General features: G+C 65.0%; 18 protein-coding genes. 8 read left to right on the plus strand and 10 right to left on the minus strand.

What is annotated here, in order from left to right:
• The first annotated feature begins 37 nt into the window (after positions 1-37).
• Together AB1411_12280 and AB1411_12285 are read left to right on the plus strand one after the other, a co-directional pair.
• Positions 38-883, plus strand: coding sequence for a GNA1162 family protein (locus AB1411_12280; GenBank protein MEW6544371.1), 846 nt, complete (start codon positions 38-40; stop codon positions 881-883).
• Between the two features lie 26 nt (positions 884-909).
• On the plus strand, positions 910-1,857 hold the full coding sequence (locus tag AB1411_12285) for a hypothetical protein (protein MEW6544372.1): 948 nt from the start codon (positions 910-912) through the stop codon (positions 1,855-1,857).
• A 96-nt stretch (positions 1,858-1,953) separates the two neighbouring features.
• On the opposite strand, the gene AB1411_12290 is transcribed toward AB1411_12285, so the two are convergent.
• From AB1411_12290 to AB1411_12315, 6 genes are all read right to left on the minus strand, one after another.
• The gene (locus AB1411_12290; protein ID MEW6544373.1) at positions 1,954-4,269 is read right to left on the minus strand and encodes a GspE/PulE family protein; all 2,316 of its coding nucleotides are present in this window, start codon (positions 4,267-4,269) and stop codon (positions 1,954-1,956) included.
• 183 nt (positions 4,270-4,452) lie between these two features.
• Entirely contained in the window at positions 4,453-6,174 is a 1,722-nt protein-coding gene (locus tag AB1411_12295) for a proline--tRNA ligase (protein MEW6544374.1), read from the minus strand.
• Positions 6,175-6,260: 86 nt separating this feature from the next.
• Positions 6,261-7,652 (minus strand): RIP metalloprotease RseP, encoded by a 1,392-nt coding sequence (rseP, locus tag AB1411_12300; GenBank protein ID MEW6544375.1) that lies wholly within the window; start codon positions 7,650-7,652, stop codon positions 6,261-6,263.
• A 100-nt stretch (positions 7,653-7,752) separates the two neighbouring features.
• On the minus strand, positions 7,753-8,907 hold the full coding sequence (locus AB1411_12305) for a 1-deoxy-D-xylulose-5-phosphate reductoisomerase (protein ID MEW6544376.1): 1,155 nt from the start codon (positions 8,905-8,907) through the stop codon (positions 7,753-7,755).
• Positions 8,908-9,003: 96 nt separating this feature from the next.
• The gene (locus AB1411_12310) at positions 9,004-9,879 is read right to left on the minus strand and encodes a phosphatidate cytidylyltransferase (protein ID MEW6544377.1); all 876 of its coding nucleotides are present in this window, start codon (positions 9,877-9,879) and stop codon (positions 9,004-9,006) included.
• Positions 9,876-10,673 (minus strand): isoprenyl transferase, encoded by a 798-nt coding sequence (locus AB1411_12315; protein MEW6544378.1) that lies wholly within the window; start codon positions 10,671-10,673, stop codon positions 9,876-9,878. The genes AB1411_12310 and AB1411_12315 overlap by 4 nt, the downstream gene beginning before the upstream one ends.
• A 251-nt stretch (positions 10,674-10,924) precedes the next feature.
• Here AB1411_12315 and tldD point away from each other — a divergent pair, with 251 nt between their 5' ends.
• The 5 genes from tldD to AB1411_12340 all read left to right on the plus strand — a co-directional run bounded on the left by tldD (position 10,925) and on the right by AB1411_12340 (position 15,603).
• Positions 10,925-12,361, plus strand: a complete 1,437-nt coding sequence (gene tldD / locus AB1411_12320) for a metalloprotease TldD (GenBank protein MEW6544379.1) — start codon at positions 10,925-10,927, stop codon at positions 12,359-12,361.
• A gap of 97 nt (positions 12,362-12,458) precedes the next feature.
• Positions 12,459-13,808, plus strand: coding sequence for a metallopeptidase TldD-related protein (locus tag AB1411_12325; GenBank protein ID MEW6544380.1), 1,350 nt, complete (start codon positions 12,459-12,461; stop codon positions 13,806-13,808).
• Positions 13,809-13,921: 113 nt separating this feature from the next.
• A complete protein-coding gene (locus AB1411_12330) occupies positions 13,922-14,386 on the plus strand; it encodes a YbhB/YbcL family Raf kinase inhibitor-like protein (GenBank protein MEW6544381.1) in 465 nt (154 codons plus the stop codon).
• 62 nt (positions 14,387-14,448) lie between these two features.
• The gene (locus tag AB1411_12335) at positions 14,449-15,003 is read left to right on the plus strand and encodes a YbhB/YbcL family Raf kinase inhibitor-like protein (protein MEW6544382.1); all 555 of its coding nucleotides are present in this window, start codon (positions 14,449-14,451) and stop codon (positions 15,001-15,003) included.
• Between the two features lie 138 nt (positions 15,004-15,141).
• The gene (locus tag AB1411_12340; protein ID MEW6544383.1) at positions 15,142-15,603 is read left to right on the plus strand and encodes a hypothetical protein; all 462 of its coding nucleotides are present in this window, start codon (positions 15,142-15,144) and stop codon (positions 15,601-15,603) included.
• Positions 15,604-15,639: 36 nt separating this feature from the next.
• Here AB1411_12340 and AB1411_12345 read toward each other — a convergent pair whose 3' ends face one another.
• The 4 genes from AB1411_12345 to AB1411_12360 all read right to left on the minus strand — a co-directional run bounded on the left by AB1411_12345 (position 15,640) and on the right by AB1411_12360 (position 18,658).
• The gene (locus AB1411_12345) at positions 15,640-17,157 is read right to left on the minus strand and encodes a caspase family protein (GenBank protein MEW6544384.1); all 1,518 of its coding nucleotides are present in this window, start codon (positions 17,155-17,157) and stop codon (positions 15,640-15,642) included.
• Between the two features lie 38 nt (positions 17,158-17,195).
• On the minus strand, positions 17,196-17,570 hold the full coding sequence (locus AB1411_12350) for a hypothetical protein (GenBank protein ID MEW6544385.1): 375 nt from the start codon (positions 17,568-17,570) through the stop codon (positions 17,196-17,198).
• Complete coding sequence (locus AB1411_12355) at positions 17,567-17,923, minus strand: hypothetical protein (GenBank protein MEW6544386.1); 357 nt, start codon at positions 17,921-17,923, stop codon at positions 17,567-17,569. Before AB1411_12355 ends, AB1411_12350 begins: the two co-directional genes overlap by 4 nt.
• 99 nt (positions 17,924-18,022) lie before the next feature.
• The gene (locus tag AB1411_12360; protein MEW6544387.1) at positions 18,023-18,658 is read right to left on the minus strand and encodes a uracil-DNA glycosylase; all 636 of its coding nucleotides are present in this window, start codon (positions 18,656-18,658) and stop codon (positions 18,023-18,025) included.
• 415 nt (positions 18,659-19,073) lie between these two features.
• On the opposite strand from AB1411_12360, the gene AB1411_12365 reads away from it, so the two are divergent.
• Positions 19,074-19,412, plus strand: a complete 339-nt coding sequence (locus AB1411_12365; GenBank protein ID MEW6544388.1) for a hypothetical protein — start codon at positions 19,074-19,076, stop codon at positions 19,410-19,412.
• The last annotated feature ends 493 nt before the right edge of the window (positions 19,413-19,905 follow it).

Here is a 19,905-nt window from a genome sequence, read left to right on the forward strand (position 1 = left end):
CAATGACCGCGAACACGTAGCTTGAAAGGAGGCTGCAATGAAGACTCATGCACGAGTCGGGCTGCTGATGCTGGCGGTCCTGCTGGTCGCAGCCTGCGCCCCGACGCTGCCTCAGATCACCAGGAACCAGGCCAATCCGATCCGGACGGTGGCGGTGCTGCCGCTGGTCAACAACACGAACGACGTGGAGGGGCCGGCCTATGTGCGCGACCTGTTCGTGGCGGAGCTCGGGCAATTCTTTTACGTGGTCAAGCCGGTCAGCGAGGTGGATCAGCTCCTCAAGGACCGGATGGGGGTCACGCTCGGGGCGCAGCTCGACATGACGACCCCCCAGAAGCTCGGCGAGGTCCTGGGGGTGGACGGGGTCTTCTACGGGGCGCTGGAGGACTTCAGCGACAAGACCACCGGCATCTACAACGTGAGGCGGGTCCGCCTCCGGAGCAAGCTGGTCAATTGCAAGACCGGCCAGACGGTCTGGAAGAACGGCATCGGGGTCAAGCAGGGCACGCAGGCCGGCGGATCCGACGTGCTGTCCAGCATTCCGTACGTCGGGCTGGCGTTCCAGGCCGCGGGGGCCGTTTCGTCCCTGGCTTCCTCCATGTCGGACAAGGACGTGGAGCTGCCGCCTCTCTTCGGGGAGCAGGTCGAGGCGCCCTGGGTGGCGTTGCCCGAACAGTCCGGCAGCGTCGAGGCCAACATCATCGGGGGATTGGTGGGGAAGGTCGTCGAGAAGGCCATGAAATCGCCGTTGCACATGGAAGCTCTCACGACGGTGTCCATCGTGCTCAAAGGCTACTATTATCCGGGTGGGGCGGACTACCAGACCTACGGGACGATGCTGGTCGGCGGGCCGGCCGAGCCGCCCGCACCCGTGAAGCCGTGAATCCATCAGGAAGGAGGAGCCACGTCATGAAACAGCGAGTCATCACCGGATTCCTGATCCTGGGTGTCGTGACCCTGACCGGCTGTCAGGCCACGATGACCGGCCAAGTGAAAGAGGACGTCAGCGTGACCGGGCAAACGCAGAGGCTGGAAGCAGCCGGCGCGCAATACTCCGGGCCCCAGTATACGGTGGCCATTATCAAGTTTGCGAACAAGACGCCGTCGAAGGTGCTGGGGATCGGGGAGGCGGCCACGGACATCCTGCGCACGCAATTGAAATCGGCCGGGCTTGAGCCGATCGATGTCAGCCAGGAGGCGATGCAACAGCAGGAAGAACTGATCAAGCTGCAGCAGACCGGAGCCGTCAAGGCCGGGAAGAAGGATGCGGCGAGCGGCTTCGAGTCCATTGACTACCGGATCCAGGGCGCGATCACGGCCTACTCGGAGGTCGAGGAAGGCTCGGACATGGTCGTCTACCAGAAGAAATCCCAGGTGGCCAGGGTTCAGGTGGACTATTCGCTGATCGACGCGGCTTCCGGCAAGAGCCTGCTGGCCGAGTCCGGCATGGGCGAATACCGGAAAGAAACGGGCGGGGCGCTGGGCTTCGGCTCCAGATCCACCGCCGACGTGGGGCTGCGGGACGGGGCGCTGCGCGACGCCCTCTCCAAGGCCATGTCCAAGATGATCGAGAAGCTGAACTCCCAGCCCTTCACCGGCCGAATCCTGGTTATGGAAGGACAGACCGTCATCATCCGGGCTGGGGAGAAGTCCAAGCTGGCGCCGGGCACCAAGCTGGGGGTCTATCGGGCCGGGCAAGACCTGATCGATCCGGAAACCGGCCGGTCGCTCGGGAAGCGGGAGAAGCAGATCGGGGAGATCGTTCTAGCCAGCCACCAGAACGACCGGATCTCGGAGGCCAAGGTCTCGTCCGGGACCGGCTTCCAGGCCGGCGACATCGTCCGGCAGCTCAGATAAACAGCGGGACGTGAAACGTGAAATGTGAGGCGTGAGACGCAGGAAGAAAAAGGGTGAGGCGGAGGGGACACTCCTCACGCCTCACCCTGTACATCCTTACTTGATCGCGACGGCCTTGACTTCCTTGTAGATCGTGTGACCCTGGAGGACCTTCTCGATCCCGTCCTGCACCAGGGTCGTCATCCCTTCCTCGATCGCGACCTTGAGCATCTCCTCGGTCTTGGCCTTGGTCTGGATCAGCCGCTTCATCCGGTCCGTGCCGAGCAGGAGCTCGTGGAGGGCGATCCGGCCCCTGAACCCGCTCTTGTTGCAGGCCTCGCACCCCTTGCCTCGGTGCAGCTTGAACTTGTCGTCGTACTGGAGCTTGACGTTCTTGTCCCACCATTCCTGCCCATAGCCCAGGACCAATTCGTTGTATTCTTCTTTCTCCGGGTGGTACGACTCCTTGCAGTCCTTGCAGAGGCGCCGGCAGAGCCGCTGCGCCAGGACCCCCAGCATCGCGTCGGCGAAGCTGAAGGGGTCGCAGCCCATGTCCAGGAGGCGGGTGACGGTCTCGACCGCGCTGTTGGTGTGCAGGGTGCTCAAGACCAAGTGGCCGGTGAGGGAGGCCTCGATGCCGGTGTCCGCCGTTTCCTTGTCCCGCATCTCGCCGACCATGATCACGTCCGGGTCCGCGCGCAGGAAGGCCCGCATGGCCATGGCGAAGGTGAATCCGATCTTGGGGTGCACCTGCACCTGGCGGAGCCCGTACTGGGTGATCTCGACCGGGTCCTCGGCCGTCCAGATCTTCATGTCCGGGGTGTTGATGTAGCCCATGACGGAGTGGAGGGTGGTAGTCTTGCCGGAACCAGTCGGCCCCACGCAGAGAATGATCCCGTAGGGCTTCTCGGCGATGTCTTTGAGCTCGCGCAGGTTCCGCTCCGAAAAGCCCATTTTGTCGAGCGGCAGCGGCTCGCTGGCCGCCAGGATCCGCATGACCACGTCCTCGTTGCCGGGGCCGGAGGTCGGAATGGTGGCCACGCGGAGCTCGATCTCCTTGGCGTCGCCCATCCGGAACTTGATCTTGCCGTCCTGGGGCTTCCGGCGTTCGGCGATGTCCAGGCTGGACATGATCTTGAGGCGGGACACGATCGCGCGCCGGTAGCTGGGCGGAATCTTCATGTACTCGAAGCAGCTCCCGTCCACGCGGAACCGGACGAGGGTTTCCTTCTTTTCGCCGTAGGGCTCGATGTGGATGTCGGAGGCGCCCTGCCGGTAGGCGTCCGCGATGATCTGATTGGCCAGCCGCACGATCGCGCTGTCGTTCTCGTCGATGCCGCCGGCAGCGGTCTCTTCCTGCTTCTGCTCCGCCTCGGCTTCGCTGAGCAGCTCGCCGAGGATTTCGGAGACGGAGCCCTTCATCGTCGAGTCCTGCTCACCGGTGGCAGCCCGCAGATACTGGGCGATGTCCCGGCGCAGCCCTACCGAGAAGCGGATGCTCTGCCCGGGGAAGATCCGCTTGATGTCCTGGATCTTGTCCAGGTCGTTCGGGTCGTCGATCAGGACTTCCACGACGTTCTTGTCGCGCTTGAGGGGGGTCCAGAAATTCTTCTTGAGATAGTCGACGTTGAGCGTCTTCAGCAGCTCGGGGTCGATCAGGTTCCGCTCGCTGTACTCGACGTACGGGCACTTGTAGAACTGGCTCAGGGACTTCCCGATGTCCTCCTTGGGGACCTTGTACTTCTCGATCAACTGGGTCTCGATGTCGGCCTGTCCCTTGCGCGCCTCCGCGATCGCCGCGTCCAGCTCCGCCTGCGTGACGCGGCCGTTCGTGACGAGATAGTCGAACTTGGTCGGGGTTTTCTTGGCGATTTGGCGCAGGTTCGAGAAGGCGATGCCGAGGCTCTTGGCGATCTCGGCGACCGAGTCCTCGTCCTTCTTGGTGAACCGGCCGCCGCTCTTCTTGTTGAGGAGCTGGATGACTCCCATCAGGTACTTGTTGTCCGCGACGATCGGGTAGGTGAGCACCTGCTTGGTCTTGAAGCCGGTTTTCTTGTCCCATGAGGCGTCGAACGACAGCGACGGATGGATGGCGGTGAGCTCGGCTTTGTTGTAGGCGTCCGCGACGTTGATCGGCCGCAGGTACTTGGCGGTGAATCCGGCCAGGCTCTGTTCGTTGATCGGGATACGGATCTCTTCGATCGTGTCCAGCCGGGGGGCCTTCGAGAAGATTTCCTTCTTCTCCGGGTCGACGGCGTAGAGGGTGAGGCCTTCGGCGTCGAAGATGCTCAGGATGTCCTTGTGGAGATCCAGGAGGATCTGGTCCAGATCCTTCGCGGCATGGATTTGCAGCGTGATGCGCTTGACGTGCTCCGCATAGGCGACCTTCCGCTGAAGTTCCTGCAGATTCTCAGGTAGGACTTTGGCCTCCATGGTCGCCTCTCCGGGGAGCGCTCGGAGCCTTCAAGCTATGCGGGCCGTTCCGGGGTCGGTCGGGCCGATGTGTCTCTGCGCCAGAAAGCCGTGTCTGGAGACGGAGCCTGGAGAGGCCCACGCAGGCTAGAACAATACCATCGGAAAAACGGGGAAAGCAAGCGTTGGAGTGGATTGAGGTACTTACCTGGGCAGGGGGGCGGCTCCGCCCGCAGCCAGGGCCGAAAGCTGCCCCGGCACCTTGTCCGGCGGGAGCTTGGTCGTCTCGCCGGTTTTGCGCCGTTTCAGCTCGACCGTGCCCTGCGCGAGGCCCTTGTCACCGATCACGAGTTGGTAGGGAGAGCCGATCAGGTCCGCGTCATTGAACTTGACGCCGGCCCGCTCGTCCCGGTCGTCCCAGAGCACCTCGACCCCGGTCCCCGTCAGCGCGTCATAGAGCGAAGCGGCCGTGTCCGTCACCGCCGCCGACCGGCTCAGGGGCAGCAGGTGCACGTGGAAAGGGGCGATCGGGACGGGCCAGATGATGCCTTTGGCGTCGTGGTTCTGCTCGATCGCGGCCGCCGCGGTGCGGCCGACGCCGATCCCGTAGCAGCCCATGACGGCCAACTGCTCCTGGCCCTGCGGGTCGAGGAACGTGGCGCCCATCGCCTGACTGTACTTGGTCCCCAGCATGAAGACGTGGCCGACTTCGATGCCCTTGGCCATGTGGAGCCGACCCCCGTCTCTCGGGGAGGGATCTCCGGCCTTGGCGTTCCGAAGGTCCGCGAACCGCTCGACGGGAAAGTCCCGGTCCCAATTGGCGTCCACGTAATGGCTGTGGGCCTTGTTCCCGCCCACGACGACGTTGCGCATGCCCTTCACGGCCTGGTCGGCCACGACCCGGACGCCGCGCAGGCCGACCGGTCCCGCGAAGCCGACCGGGGCTCCCGTGGCAGCCTGGACCTTCTCCGGATCGGCCAGCGCCAAGTCTTCGACCCCGAGCAGCTTCTTGAGCTTGATCTCGTTGACCTCGTGGTCGCCGCGGAGCAGCACCGCGACCAGCCCCTCGGGGATCTGATAGAGGAGCGTCTTGACGAGGCGTTGCGGGGACGTCTTGAGGAAGGCCGTCACCTCCTCGACGGTCCGGACTCCCGGCGTCGGCACCAGGCGCAGCGGCCGCTGCGCCTCCTCCAGCGCCTCCGTCGGAGGCGGGACCTCGGCCCGCTCCACGTTGGCGGCGTAGGTCCCCTGGTCGGAGTAGACGATCGTCTCCTCGCCGGTCTCCGCCAGCACCATGAACTCGTGCGAGGAGGTCCCGCCGATCAGCCCGGTGTCGGCCTCGACGGCGCGGAAGGTCAGGCCGCAGCGGGTGAAGATACGCTGGTAGGCGTCGTACATCTTCTGGTAGCTGAGTTTCGCCCCCTCTTCGTCCCGGTCGAAGCTGTAGGCGTCCTTCATGATGAACTCGCGTCCGCGCATCAGGCCGAAGCGGGGCCGGATCTCGTCCCGGAACTTGGTCTGGATCTGGTAGCAGTTCAGGGGCAGCTGCCGATAGGACCGGACCTCCCGGCGGATCAGGTCCGTGATGACCTCCTCATGGGTGGGGCCGAGGCAGAAATCGCGCTCGTGACGATCCTTGAAGCGGAGCAGCTCCTTTCCATAGAAGTCCCACCGGCCGGTCTCGCGCCACAGCTCGGCCGGGGAGGCGATGGGCATCAGGAGTTCCTGCGCCCCGGCCCGGTTCATCTCCTCCCTGATGATGGACTCAATTTTCCGGATCACCCGTAGGCCCAGCGGCAGGTAGGTGTAGATGCCTGCCGCCACCTTGCGGATCATGCCGGCTCGCAACATGAGGCGGTGGCTGACCGTCTCGGCCTCCCCGGGGTCCTCCCGGAGCGTGGGAATCAAGATCTCGGACGTGCGCATGGTTCCTTGTGAGCTTGCAGCAAATAGCGAGCAGCGAATAGCTCAGAGCTGTTGCTATTGGCTATTTGCTGCTCGCTGTTGGCTCGCTAATGCGAAATCAATCGTTCGATGTCGTTCCAGAAGGCGAAGACCATGATGCCGACGAGCAGGAGCAGGCCGACCTGCTGGGCGATCTCCCGCTGCCGCTCGCCCAGCGGCCTGCGCAGGACGGCTTCGATGGCGAAGAACAGCAGGTGGCCGCCGTCCAGGATGGGGATCGGGAGGAGATTCAGCACGCCGAGGTTGATGCTCAGGATCGCGATCAGGAACACCACGCTAGACGCGCCCTGCGCGGCGGCTTCGCCGGACATGTTCGCGATCGTCAAGGGCCCTCCGATGTTCTTGCTGGAGATCTCCCCGGCCGCCATCTTGTAGATGCCGACGACCGTCAGCTCGGTCCAGCCCCAGGTGGCTTGCAGCCCCTGTATGGCGGCGGCAGCCGGGTTCGACGCCCGGATGATGGACCGGCCGGGCCCGGAGATGCCGATCTTGCCGATTTCCACCGTCTTGCCGTCCACCTGAGCCTTTTCGGCGCTCGGCGTGACGGTCAGGGCGACGAGCCGGCCGTCGCGCCTGACCGTGAACCGCAGCGGACGGTTCGGGCTTTCCTTCACGAGCCCGGTCATCTCGGACCAGGTGTGGATCTCCTGCCCCTCGATGCTCACGACCCGGTCGCCGTCCTTGAACCCGGCCGCCATGGCGGGAGAGCCGGTCATCACGGCCGTGATCACGGGCGCGGTCTCCTCGATGCCGATCCGGTAGGCCGTCACGTCCTTGCCGTTGTCCTGAACGGTGAGGGGGGTCGGCGTGACCACGACCGTCTTGACCTGGTTCCCGCGCCGGACGTCCAGCGTCAGGGTCTTGCCCTCGGACTTCTGGACCGCGTCCTGCAGCTCGCTCCTCGTGGAGATGTCCTTGTCGTTGACCCGCAGGATGCGGTCCCCGACTTTGAGCCCGGCCTGGTCGGCCGGCGAGCCGGGCTTCAAGGCTTCGACGTCCGGGGTCAGGTCGTGGAAGGTCGGGACGAAGAGCGGGGCGCCGGTCGAAAGCCACCCGGCGAAGATGACGTAGGCCAGCAGGAAATTGAAGCCCGGGCCGGCCGCCACGATCAACATCTTGCGGAGAAGGGGCTGGTGGATGAACGAGCGGCGCCGCTCCTCCGCGGTGATGGCTTCGGTGTCTTCCTCGCCGAACAGCTTGACGTACCCGCCCAACGGGACCGCCGAGACCAGATATTCCGTTTCCCCGATCTGGCGGCCGATCAGCTTGGGGCCGAACCCGAGCGAGAACTTCAAGACTTTTACGCCGACCCAGCGGGCCACCAGGAAGTGGCCCAACTCATGGAAGGACACGAGCACTCCCAGCACGAGCAGAAACCACCAGACCTTCTGGGTCATCGCCCAGGCCGCCTCGGGCGACCATGCCCATAGACTCAACACGAGAGACTCCTTCGAATCCTAGAAGTTTTGAGTGGTGAGTTTTAAGTTGTTAATTGAAACTCAAAATTAAAAATCGAGAACTCACCCGTCTACTCGACCGCTATCGCGCGCGCACGAGCGAATCGGCTTTTTTCCTGGCCCAGCGGTCGGCCTCCAGCGCGTCGTCCAGGGAGCGGACCTCGCGCGGCGCGTGGGCGTCCATCGTGCCCCGGATGACCGCGGCGATATCCAGGAACCCGATCCGCTCCCGCAGGTAGGCGGCCACCGCCACCTCGTTGGCCGCGTTCAGCGTCGCCGGCATGGTGCCGCCGACCCGCAGCGCCTCGTAGCCGAATCCCAGACAGGGGAAGCGCTCGTGATCCGGCCGATAAAACGTGAGCTTGCCGACGGCGGCCAGATCCAGCGGGGGCGGATCCAGGGGGAGCCGCTCCGGATACTTCATCGCGTACGAGATCGGCGTCCTCATGTCGGGCAGCCCCAACTGCGCGAGCACGGACCCGTCCCGGTATTCTACCAGGGAATGGATGATGCTTTCCCGGTGGACCAGGACCTCGATCTGGGAGGGCGGGACGTCGAACAGCCACCGGGCTTCGACGACCTCCAGCCCCTTGTTCATCAGCGTGGCGGAATCAATGGTGATCTTGGCGCCCATTTTCCAGTTGGGGTGCTGGAGGGCCTGCGCCGGCTTCACGCGCCGCATCTGCTCGAGCGAGAGATCCCAGAGCGGGCCGCCCGAGGCCGTCAGGATCAGGCGGCGGATGTCCTCCCGGCGGTGCCCCTCCATCGACTGGAAGATCGCGCTGTGCTCGCTGTCCACGGGGAAGATGCGCACGCCGTGCCGGCGGGCTTCTTCCTGCATGAGCTGGCCGGCCATGACCATGGGCTCCTTGTTGGCCAGGGCCACCTGCTTGCCGGCCGTGATGGCCGCCAGGGTCGGCACCAGGCCGGCTCCGCCCACGATCGCCGAAATCACCAGGTCCGCGTTTGGCAGCTGCGCGACCCGTACCAGCCCCTCCACGCCGGCCCAGACCTGGACCGACCGGTCACCGCAGCGGGTGCGGAGCCGGGCGGCGGCCCCTTCGTCGGACAGGGCGACGGCCTCCGGCTTGAACACGCGGAGTTGCTCGTCGAGCTTCTCGTCGTTGGTGCCGGCCGTGAGGCCGACGACCCGGAACTCGTCGGGGAACTTGGCGACGATGTCCAGCGTGTTGGTCCCGATGGAACCGGTTGAGCCCAGGATGACGATGCGCTTCATAGGAAACTCGTGATGGGTGATGCGTGATGGGTGATGGGTCTGAGCATGGTTTTGTCAGGGATTCTTCCGAACCGATCACCGATCACTGGTCACCCCTCACCCTTTTACGAGCGTCGCATAATAGTAGAAAACCGGGGCGGTGAACAGCAGACTGTCCAGCCGGTCCAGCATCCCGCCGTGTGCGGGAATCACCGAACCGGAATCCTTGACTCCCGCGCTGCGCTTGAGCGTGGATTCGGCCAGGTCTCCCAGCACGCCGGCGACCGTCAGGAGCAGGCCGGTGGCCAGGCAGTCTCCCAGGCTGAAGGACGGCAGAAACCAGGCCCGGGCGAGCAGGGCGCCGCCGAGCGCGAAGACGAACGCGCCGGCCAGCCCCTCCACGGTCTTGTTGGGGCTGATCGTCGGAGCCAGCCGATGCCGTCCCAGGTACAGGCCGCTGTAATAGGCGCCGGTGTCGCCGGCCCAGGTGACGAGAAAGACGAAGAAGATCAAGAACTCTCCGTCCGGGAGCGACCGGGTCAGCAACAGCGTCCCCAATGTCAGCCCGATGTACAGGGTGCCGAAGACGAGCACGGCCGAGTCGGCGAGCCCGCTTCGGAGCTCGCGCCGCGAGCCCATGCGCCAGATCAGGACGCTGAGCAGGACGAGCAGGAAGACCGATCGCTCGGACAGCACCCCCGGCCACTGCAAGCTGGCCAGCAGGAGGCCCAGCAGGCTCAGCCCCAATCCCCTGGCGCCCAGGCTCGGTTTTTCCTTGAAGTGCAGGCGGAAAAATTCCAGCAGCGCCACGGCGGCCGCTGCGGCCACGAGTCCGAAGAAGGCGGAGGGAGGCGCATAACGCACCAGGAGGTAGAAGAGCGGAACGAAGACGAGAGCCGGATAGACGCGGCGAATGTCCGCGCATCTGCCGGCGACCGGCGCCTCGCTCGGCCGGTCGGTGGTCTGCTCGGCGCCCAAAACCCCACGAATCACGTCTGGCTCTGCGGATAGGTGGCAGCGGGAACCTGGCCGAATCGGCGCTCGCGCTTCTGGTATTCGAGCAGGGCGAGGAGCGCTTCGCGACGGCGGAAGTCTGGCCAGAGGGTCGGAGTGAAGTACATTTCCGTGTAGGCCAGTTGCCAGAGGAGAAAGTTGCTGATCCGCGCTTCCCCGCTGGTGCGGATCAGGAGGTCCGGGTCCGGCAGGCCGTGGGTGGAGAGATAGCCCTCCAGAAACGCCTCATCGATCATCTCCGGCTGCACCCGCCCTTCCTTGCAGTCCTCGGCGAGGCGCCGGACGGCGTCCACGATCTCCGACCGGCCGCCGTAGCTCAGGGCCACGTTCAGCATGAGCTTGTCCAGGTGGGCGGTGGCGCGCTCGACTTTCCGGACCCAGTTGAGCGCGGACGAGGGGAGGGAATCCACCCGGCCGATGGCCCGGAAGCGCGCGCCCTTCCGGATCAGCTCCTCCATCTCGTTTTGGAGGTACTGCTCCAGCAGGAGCATCAGCGCGTTGATCTCGTTGGCGGGCCGTTTCCAGTTCTCCTGAGAAAACGCATAGATCGTCAGCGCGCCGATGCCCAGATCCCGGCACAGGGTGATGATCTCGCGGACCGATTTGATCCCTTCGGCGTGGCCGGCGATCCGGGGCAAGCCGCGCAGCTCGGCCCACCGGCCGTTCCCGTCCATGATGATCGCAATGTGCCGGGGGAGAAGCTCGGGATCGAGCAAGGCCGTCAGTTCGTCTTCCGAGAGGTGCTCGAGGCCGGTCACAGTCCCTTTCGTCATGTCCGTCGCGCGATCCTTCTCCGGCTCGTTGGTCGTTCTGATGAAGTCGAGTTGGAGGGATGGGCTAGTCTATGGCAGAGCGCGTGAAAAGTCAAACCCTTCCGTGCGGCGGGCGCGGCGTTCCGGGGCCGGAGTCCGCCGCGTCCTCGCGGGTCTCCATACGTAGAACATCCGTGTTTTCCGTCACGTTGCGAGTCCGAAAACGAATCGGCTATACTGCGCCATCGTCGTCGGGAGTGGAGTTGCCGCGCATGGGATCACACGAATCGGTCGACCTCGCCCACTTCGGCCTGAGCGAACCGGACGTCGGCCGGGCCCTGGGCAAGGTCAAGGTGCGGGACGTGGACTACGCCGACCTTTACTTCGAGTCGCGGGTGTCGGAGTCCGTCTCGATGGAGGAAGGGATCGTCAAGCGGGCGGTCAAGAGCGTGTCCCAGGGCGCGGGGGTCCGGGCGACCGCAGGGGAGAAGACGGGCTTCGCCTATTCGGACGAGTTGACCCGGCGTGACCTGGAGATCGCGGCCGATGCGGCCCGCTACATCGCCAACTCGCCACAGGGGGACCGGGCCCTGCCGGTCACGCACCGGGAGCGGCCGGCCAGGGATCTCTATCCGGTCGGGACCTCGGTGGCCGAGGTCGCGACGGGCGAGCGGGTGGCGCTGCTGAACCTGATCGACGCGGAGGCGCGCCGGTACGACCCCCGCATCACGAACGTCATGGCCTCCTTCAACACGGAGCTCAAACGGGTCGTGGTCGCCACGTCGGAAGGGTTGCTGGTGGGAGACGTGCAGCCGCTCACGCGCCTCCAGGTGACCTGCATCGCGGAGGAGAACGGCAACCGCCAGGTCGGCTCCTTCGGCGGCGGCGGACGGGTCGGGTTTGAGTTCTACCGGGAGGGGAACCGGTGCCTCCACTACGCCCGGGAGGCGGCGAGACAGGCCATCCTGAACCTGAGCGCGGTGGACGCGCCGGCCGGCGTCATGGCGGTCGTCCTGGGGGGCGGCTGGCCCGGCATCCTGCTGCACGAAGCGATCGGCCACGGGCTGGAAGCGGACTTCATCCGCCGCAAGACCTCGGCCTTCACCGCGCTGCTGGGGAAACGGGTGGCCTCGGACGTCTGCACGATCGTGGACGACGGCACGATCCCGCTCCGGCGCGGCTCGCTCAACATGGATGACGAGGGAACGCCGACCAGCCGGACCGTCCTGATCGAACGGGGCGTCCTGCGCGGCTTCATCACGGACCGTTTGAACGCCCGCCTGCTCGGGATTCCCCTGACCGGGAACGGCCGGCGCGAGGACTTTCAGAGCGTGCCCCTGCCGCGGATGACCAACACCTTCATGCTGGCCGGGGAATCCGACCCACAGGACATCCTCCGGTCGGTCAAGCGGGGTCTCTACGCCGTCTCCTTCGGGGGCGGCCAGGTGGACATCACCAACGGCAAGTTCGTCTTTTCGGCCAGCGAAGCCTACCTCATCGAGGACGGAAAGGTGACGCGGCCGGTGAAGGGGGCCACGCTCATCGGGAGCGGGCCGGAGATCCTCACCCGGGTTTCGATGGTCGGGCACGACCTCAAGCTGGACGAAGGGATCGGCACCTGCGGCAAGGACGGCCAGTCGGTGCCGGTCGGGGTCGGGCTGCCCACGATCCGGATCGATGAGATCACGGTCGGCGGCACGAGAGGATGACGACAGTGATTCGTCATCCGTTGTTCGTCATTCGTGTCGGAATGGGAGAGTCGAACAGGGTTCGGGTTTTCTCTTTTTTGCGAGTGACGAGTGACCAATGACGAGTGACGCGAAAGAGTTGGCGGCCGACATGCTGGAGCGGGCCAAGCGGCGGGGCGCCACGGCGGCGGACGTGATGGTCGCCGACGGCCAGACCTTTTCCGTCCAGGTGCGCCTGTCCGCGGTGGACCGGCTGACCAGGGCGAGGGAGAAGCGTCTGGGGCTCCGGGTCTTCTTCGGGAACCGATCCGCGACCGCCTCCACCTCGGACTTCTCGCCCGAATCCCTGGACCGGCTCGTCTCCGACACCTGCGCGCTGGCCGCCGCCGTCGCGGAAGACGACCTGTCCGGCCTCCCGGAGGCCGGCCTCATGGCCGCCGACCGGCCCGACCTCGACCTGTTCGATCCGACCGAGCTGACCACGGAGGCCCAGATCGAGCTGGCCCGGCGCGCGGAAGCGGCGGCTCTGGCCGAGGACCGGCGGATCACCAATTCGGAAGGGGCCGACTTCAACTCCTCCTCGGGACGGGTCGTCCTCGGCAACACGCACGGGTTCCTGGGGGAATACCGCAGCTCCAGCTTCTCCATGTCCGTGACGCCGGTCGCCACGGAACCGGACTCGGGCGGCATGCAGCAGGACTCCTGGTACACGGTCCAGCGCAAGTTCGCGCGGCTGGACAGTCCCGAATCGGTCGGGCGGGAAGCGGCCAGACGGGCCTTGCGCCGGCTGGGGGCCCGCAAGGTGGGAACCAGGAAGGCGCCGGTGATCTTCGATCAGGAGACCGCGGGGAGCCTCCTGGGCAACCTGTGCAGCGCGGCCTCCGGCTATGCGCTCTACAAGGGCGCCTCCTTCCTGGTCGGCCAGTTGGGCAAGCGGCTCGCGTCGGATCTGGTGACCGTCTGTGACGACGGCCGGATGTCCGGCGGGCTCGGCTCCCGCCCCTTCGACGGCGAAGGGCTGGCGACGATGAGGACCCTCGTGGTCGAGAAGGGGGTGCTGACCAGCTACCTGCTGGACAGTTACTCGGGCCGGAAGCTGGGCCTGGCCTCCACCGGCAACGCCTCCCGCGGCGTGGGGGAGAACCCCACGGTCGGGCCGACCAACTTTTTCCTGGCGCCCGGCGAGGAGGATCCCCGGGCCATCATCCGGTCGGTCCGCGACGGGCTCTACGTGACCGAGCTGATCGGTTTCGGGGTGAACCTGGTGACCGGGGACTATTCGCGGGGCGCGGCGGGCTTCTGGATCGAGAACGGCGAGCTGGCCTACCCGGTCGAGGAGATCACCATCGCCGGCAACCTCAAGCAGATGTTCGCCTCGATCGAGATGGTGGGCAACGACCTGGTCTTCCGCGGCCGGATCGCCAGCCCCACGGTCAAGATCGGCGAGATGACGATCGCGGGCAACTGAAGAGCAGAGCGTATGGCTGATGGCTTATAGCCGACAGCAAGAGTTTTTCGGGTTCCCGCCATCAGCCATACGCCATATGCGATAAGCTCTTGGCTTCTTGCGAGGAGGGCAACATGCGCATCAGCTCAACGGCGTTCAGCAATCAGGGCGCGATTCCGGCATTGTATACCTGCGAGGGCAAGGACGTTTCGCCGCCGCTGGTGTGGTCGGACATCCCGGAAGGCGCCAAGAGCCTGGCGCTGATCGTTGATGACCCGGACGCCCCGGACCCGGCCGCGCCGAAAATGACCTGGGTGCACTGGGTGCTCTACAACCTGTCGGCCGCGAACGGCGGGCTGCCGGAAGGCGTGAAGACGCTGCCCGCGGGAACGAAGGAAGGCTTGAACGACTGGAAGCGGACCGGCTACGGCGGGCCGTGTCCGCCGATCGGCCGCCACCGCTACTTCCATAAGCTCTATGCACTCGATATCATGCTGCCGGATCTGAAGCAGCCGACCAAGGCCAAGCTCGAAGAGGCCATGAAGGGCCACGTCATCGGCGAGGCGCAGTTGATGGGGACGTATCAGAAGCGCGGGTGAATTCGATCGCGATCGCGAGGCGACGGTCGCGGGGAACCAAGACGACAAGGAGCGGACAGGCGATGCGACATGCATGGAGCTGGGTTCTTCTGGCGACGCTGGGGCTGCCCGGCGCGGGCGTCGCCGCCGATTTTCGGCTGATCAGTCCCACGGTCAAGGATCAGGGCGTCATCGGCAACGAGCACGTCTACAACGGCTTCGGGTGCAGCGGCCGCAACGTGTCGCCGGAGCTGCGGTGGGAGCGGGCGCCCAAGGAGGCCAAAAGCTTTGCCGTGACGGTCTACGATCCCGATGCGCCGACCGGAAGCGGCTGGTGGCACTGGGTCGTCTTTAACATTCCTCCAAACGTCACCTTGCTGCCAGCGGGCGCCGGCAAGCCGGACGGGGGAGGCTCGCCTCCGGGCAGCATTCAGAGCATGACCGATTTCGGCCAGCCTGGCTACGGCGGTCCTTGCCCGCCGGCGGGCGACAAGCCGCACCGGTATGTCTTCACCGTCTACGCGCTGAAAGTGGATCGGCTGCCCCTGGAGAAGGAGGCGTCCGGCGCGATGGTCGCCTTCTATCTGAATCAGAATGCGTTGGGGAAGGCGTCCTTCACGGCGAAATACGGTCGGTGAGCCTGGGCAAGCCGAAGGCGAGACGGTGAAGTGATCAGCGATGGGTGATCGGTAAAAAGTCAGAATGTCGCTGAGAGCGGAACTGTCGCTTGCTCATCACGCATCACTCATCACCGGTCACTGCTCGAAGGAGAGATCATGCCCTTAGACCATGAAACGGGCAAGCTCATGCTGCAGCTCGTCACCTCGCGCTACGACGACCGGCGTTGGCGGAAGAAAATCGAGAAGACGCTCAGCCTGCCGCAATCCGGCGTCGAGGACGAGGTGCAGCGGCAGCTCTTCATGTACCTCAAGCTGGGCTTGAAGGCCTACAAGTCCCGTCGGGCCGACCCGGACTCCTGGATCGTCGGGGGCTATGCGACCCGGGAAGTCATCGAGCGCGCCAAGTTCAACCCCGCCGCCGTGGGGCCTTCGATCACCAAGGACGACGTGGCCTGTCTCGGCGTGGATCCGGGGCCCGAGGTGGACGAGGCCTGGTGGGACGACATGTTGGTGGCCTGGTTCGAGGAGCCGGAAGCAGAGAAGGCGGAGGATCGAGAGCCGGCGGGGGAATCCGGTCAGCCTTCGGAAGCAGCGGACACGAACAAGGCCGAAGCCTGAGAGGCTTCGGCCCGGAGCTTCAGCCTCCCCGCCCGGTTAACGTTTCAAGTCGATCATGTGCGCCTTCCCCCGGTCTCCCAGGAGGTCGGGGCCGGGCAATAGCTGCGGCGACTGCTCCGCGTTCATCCGGCGCGCGTCCGTCTCCACGTGGGGCTTGACGTACGAGTAGAGCTCGCCCACGTCCACCGCCCCGTCCTTGTTCGCATCCGCCGCCCCCTGCAAGCCCTTCAGGAAGTGATAGGTGAAGAGCCCGTGCCGCTTCTCCGGGAAAGCGGAGCTGATCTGGTTCCCCGCCGCGGCCGAGATCACCACCATGTTCTGAGTGGACATCAGGGGGTTCTCTACCTGGATCAGCATGGGCCGCGCCCCCTTGGCGATGACGGACCGGCCGCCGGCTCCGGAGAAGCAGGAGTCCATCACCACGGTGATCTGTTTGGCTGGGAGCTTGCCGAGGGACTCGTAGAGCCGCTTGAGCGGATAGGCGGTCCGGCTCAGGAAGGCCGGATCCCCGTCGTAGGGCACCAGGAAGGCCTGGTTCGTCTTGGGGTCCGGCGCTCCGTGGCCGCCGTAATAGACGAAGACCTCGGCGCCCGCGTTCTGGCCCACCTGGTTCGGCAGCCACTCCTCGAAGCGGGCTTCCAGCGCGCTGCGCGTCACCCGGTCGTTGAGCAGCAGGACGATGTTCTGCTCCCGATAGCCCAGCGCCCGCACCAGATACTGCTTGATCGTCTCGGCGTCGCGCCTGGCGTAATCCACCCGGGGCAGGTCCCGATAGTCCTCGATGCCGATCACGACCGCGTAGGCGGCCTCCTTGGGCGGCACGGCGCTGGCCGGAGGAGCCAGCTCGGCGTCGATCCGGGCCAGCTCGGCGGCGCCGAAGACCTCCGAGCCCTCGGCCACGGCCTGGCCCTTGCCGGGAGCCTTCAGGCTGGCCAGATACTCGGTCTGGACATATTCCACGAGCGGGGGCAGGACGCCGGCCGCCGCGGGGGGCACGGCCACGTAGCGGACGATCGCGTCCAGTGATTCCTGGCGCTTGACGCCGGAGCCGTCCTTCCGGACGCTCACGTTCTCGGTGCGCTTCCACACCTGCCCGCCCGTGTGCACGTTGAAGAGCTTAGCCTGCAGCCTGAGGTTGACCTCGTACTGGGAGCCGAAGAGGAAGGTCGGCAGGTCGTAGGAGAACTCCTTGACCTCCGCCACCAGCAGCAGGTCCGCGTTCTGGGCGCGGGCGGCCGCCAGGATCTGCTCCGGGTCCAGCTTCTGTCCGGGGAGCTTGAGGATCACCACGTCTTTCAACACCTGGGTGCGGGCGAGCGAGTCCTTCAGGATGCCCTGGATCGTGGTCTCCACGGCGTCGCTCAAGGGGGCGCCCTCGTACGTGACCTTGCCGACGTCGATCGGGCCGATCGCCACCACGGCGGGCACTTCCTGCTCCTTCACCGGAAAGGACAGGGCCGGGGGCGGGATGTCGGGCGCGCAGGCGGTCAGCAGGAGGCCGGGGACGATGAACCCAGACAGAAGGGCGAGCCGGAGCAGGCGTGGTGTACCCATGGAACAACCTCTTGGTGACTCCACGACATTATCGGCGATCAGCGCGAGAACTTGACGACCTTGCCCCTGACTTCGACGCAGGTGTGGGTGAAGAGCAGGAACGTCGAGAAGTACGACTGGGAAGACACCTCGATCAGGGCGTCCCCGCCCTTGTTCTTGATCATGTCGTCAATGAGGTCGGCGACGGGCTGGGGTCGCTTGACCGGGACGACGAGCAGCATCAGCCCGCAGGAAGACGCCTCCTCCGCGCCGCCCAACTGCACGTACTTTCCGGGGACCGGGATGGTGGAGGGGGCGATCGCCCCGGGCGTGCTGCAGGCCGCAAGGGACAGGGCGAGCAGGGCGCAGACCCCGAGCGTCCCGACGCGTCTCGCCCGACTGCCCCATTGTCGCGAACCGGATGGCCGTGTCATTGTTTCGAGTTTTTGACGGCGGTGCCCTTGACCACCGTACAGTGCGAGCCGAACAGCGGCAGCGGGAACGCCCAGACCCGCTCTTCCACGGTCACGCCGACCAGGGCGTCGGCGCCCCTTTCCTTCACCAGGTTTTCGATGATCTCGTGGGACGGGGCCTTGCCGCCGAGCGGGACGATCAGAATCCAGTATCCGCAATCGGAATCTTCAACGGGTCCCAGAACCGTGTAGGTCGGGGTGACGGGACCGGAGGCGCTGGCGATACCGGAGGGGTGGCGGCTCACGCAGGCGGCGAGCAGGAACGGGCAGCAAGCCAGAGCACCGAGCTGAAGCAGCAGCCGCCAGTCGCGCATGGGAAGGTCAGCCCAAATGAACCGCCCCGCGGGTTTCCCTTACGTGAGGCGCGCTACCCTAGCAAACGGCGAGGGGGCTGTCAAGAATACCGAAAGGGGTCAGCCGAAGAGGTCCATTTGAGCCGGCTGCGGCTCGGGGGCGGGCTGGGGCGCGGCGGCTGGGGTCGGCGCGTTGAGCTGATGCAGATAGGCCTTGAGCTTCCGGAAGTCCTCGATCAGGGGCTCGCGGAGATTGCCCTGGTGCAGGGCCGCGGCCGGATGCAGGAGCGGGAAGACCGTGAACTCCGGCAGGCGGATCGCGTGTCCGCGGACCTTGGTGATCCCCACCCTCTTGCCCAGGATTGTCTGGGTCGCCCAGTTGCCGAGCGTGCAGACCAGCTTGGGCCCGATGAAGCGAATCTGCTCCATGAGGAACGGCTTGCACGTCTCGACCTCGTCCGGCTCCGGATCCCGGTTGTTGGGCGGCCGGCACTTGATCACGTTCGCGATGTAGATCTCGGAGCGGGACAGGCCGGCTGACTGGAGCAGCTCGTTCAAGAGCTTGCCCGCGGCGCCCACGAACGGCTCCCCCTGCTGGTCCTCGTAGAAGCCCGGTCCCTCGCCCACGAACATGATCCCCGCCTGCGGGTTGCCGACCCCGAAGACCACCTGGGTCCGCCCCAGTTTGGCGAGCTTGCAGCGCTGGCAGTTGTGCAGGAAGTCGCGGAGCTCCTGGAGGGTGGCGGGCTGGCTCATGACACGCAAGTCACGCTCGAACCGGCCCGCATCTTAGGAGGCGGCCAAGAACTTGTCAACGATGATTCTTTCTGGTCCATTTTTGTGCACGGTGTACAAACTGGGTTCATCGAGCGGAGCATGCTCAAACCGCCTGAGGAGAAAGGCAATTTGGGAAAAAATTTGGTCGAGCGAGTAGGGGATCCCCTTTACACGGGCTGACGACGGCGAAACGGATACTCGTGGTATCCGTCTCGATACAGGTCATCTTCCTGGGCTTGATTCTCCAAGTTCGCGGTTCGTTGGCAGATTTCCACGATATCTCAGGAAAGATCCTAAGTAGAGCTACGCCTTGAAATCGGCATGTCATTTGCTGGGACTTACGATCGCCCGGGGAGACCCTGTGTCCAGACTTTGTTTGGATTAGGAGGTGGCCATGCAAGAGCAAATCGAGCGTGATGAAAAGCGAATCGGCCTGAACGTGTGGCTCACGCCGGCTGGAGAGTCGGCCCAGCCGGTCTTAGCCAATTACACCGCCGTTGGCGTCGTCCAGGGACTGGCCTACTTGGACTTCGGCTTCATCGAGCCGGGCGCCCTGGCACTTGTGGCCCGGGCAGCTCAGCAGGGAAAGCCGATGCCAACGAAGAACTTGGAGGGAAAGCTGAGCGTACGTGTTGCCGTCGGGCTCGACGTCCTACAACGCCTGCACCAGCAACTTGGACAGGTGGTCGCAGGGCTGCAGGGACAGCGAAGGGCCGTCAGGGAGAAGAAGTAAAAGCCTGTATCTAAACGTAGATAACGGAAAGGATACAGCATGAGGAAGAAGATGGGTTTCCTTCTGAACACCATCATAGTTTTGGCCGTGGTGTTGCCTGCGGTTGCCCCGGCAGGGTTGCAGAGTGCCATACAACCGCTGGGGCGTTCCCGCAAGGCATGCCGTGAAAGCGGTTCCTGACATCCTTCTATTTCAGCATGGCCGGCAATCTGTTACCTGAGTACATGATGGATCGTTAACGTTCCTAAACTTTGGGGGCCAAGAAGATGTCTGCTCTAGGGTTACTGCTCGCGTTGCTTCTGTATGTAGGGCTGGGATGGGGGACAGTCAGGTTAATTCGTAGATTCACGGACTGGAAGCTCGCGAGATATCTCACGGTTGCTGTCTTTGTGCTGATTCCAACGTGGGACATTGTTCCGGGGCAACTGTATTTTCAGCACCTGTGCAAGGAAGATGCAGGGATCAAGGTGTTGAAGGCAGTAGAGGTCGAGAA

It is taken from the genome of Nitrospirota bacterium, from assembly GCA_040757595.1.
GTDB lineage: Bacteria > Nitrospirota > Nitrospiria > Nitrospirales > Nitrospiraceae > JBFLWP01.

What these genes read in the sequence shown, in the direction of transcription:
- AB1411_12280 (MEW6544371.1), top strand. Translation starts at nt 38, where the DNA reads ATGAAGACTCATGCACGAGTCGGGCTGCTGATGCTGGCGGTCCTGCTG.
- AB1411_12285 (MEW6544372.1), top strand. Translation starts at nt 910, where the DNA reads ATGAAACAGCGAGTCATCACCGGATTCCTGATCCTGGGTGTCGTGACC.
- AB1411_12295 (MEW6544374.1), bottom strand. Translation starts at nt 6,174, where the DNA reads ATGCGCACGTCCGAGATCTTGATTCCCACGCTCCGGGAGGACCCCGGG.
- tldD (MEW6544379.1), top strand. Translation starts at nt 10,925, where the DNA reads ATGGGATCACACGAATCGGTCGACCTCGCCCACTTCGGCCTGAGCGAA.
- AB1411_12290 (MEW6544373.1), bottom strand. Translation starts at nt 4,269, where the DNA reads ATGGAGGCCAAAGTCCTACCTGAGAATCTGCAGGAACTTCAGCGGAAG.
- AB1411_12360 (MEW6544387.1), bottom strand. Translation starts at nt 18,658, where the DNA reads ATGAGCCAGCCCGCCACCCTCCAGGAGCTCCGCGACTTCCTGCACAAC.
- AB1411_12305 (MEW6544376.1), bottom strand. Translation starts at nt 8,907, where the DNA reads ATGAAGCGCATCGTCATCCTGGGCTCAACCGGTTCCATCGGGACCAAC.
- AB1411_12315 (MEW6544378.1), bottom strand. Translation starts at nt 10,673, where the DNA reads ATGACGAAAGGGACTGTGACCGGCCTCGAGCACCTCTCGGAAGACGAA.
- AB1411_12340 (MEW6544383.1), top strand. Translation starts at nt 15,142, where the DNA reads ATGCCCTTAGACCATGAAACGGGCAAGCTCATGCTGCAGCTCGTCACC.
- AB1411_12335 (MEW6544382.1), top strand. Translation starts at nt 14,449, where the DNA reads ATGCGACATGCATGGAGCTGGGTTCTTCTGGCGACGCTGGGGCTGCCC.
- AB1411_12345 (MEW6544384.1), bottom strand. Translation starts at nt 17,157, where the DNA reads ATGGGTACACCACGCCTGCTCCGGCTCGCCCTTCTGTCTGGGTTCATC.
- AB1411_12365 (MEW6544388.1), top strand. Translation starts at nt 19,074, where the DNA reads ATGCAAGAGCAAATCGAGCGTGATGAAAAGCGAATCGGCCTGAACGTG.
- AB1411_12350 (MEW6544385.1), bottom strand. Translation starts at nt 17,570, where the DNA reads ATGACACGGCCATCCGGTTCGCGACAATGGGGCAGTCGGGCGAGACGC.
- AB1411_12330 (MEW6544381.1), top strand. Translation starts at nt 13,922, where the DNA reads ATGCGCATCAGCTCAACGGCGTTCAGCAATCAGGGCGCGATTCCGGCA.
- AB1411_12325 (MEW6544380.1), top strand. Translation starts at nt 12,459, where the DNA reads ATGACGAGTGACGCGAAAGAGTTGGCGGCCGACATGCTGGAGCGGGCC.
- AB1411_12355 (MEW6544386.1), bottom strand. Translation starts at nt 17,923, where the DNA reads ATGCGCGACTGGCGGCTGCTGCTTCAGCTCGGTGCTCTGGCTTGCTGC.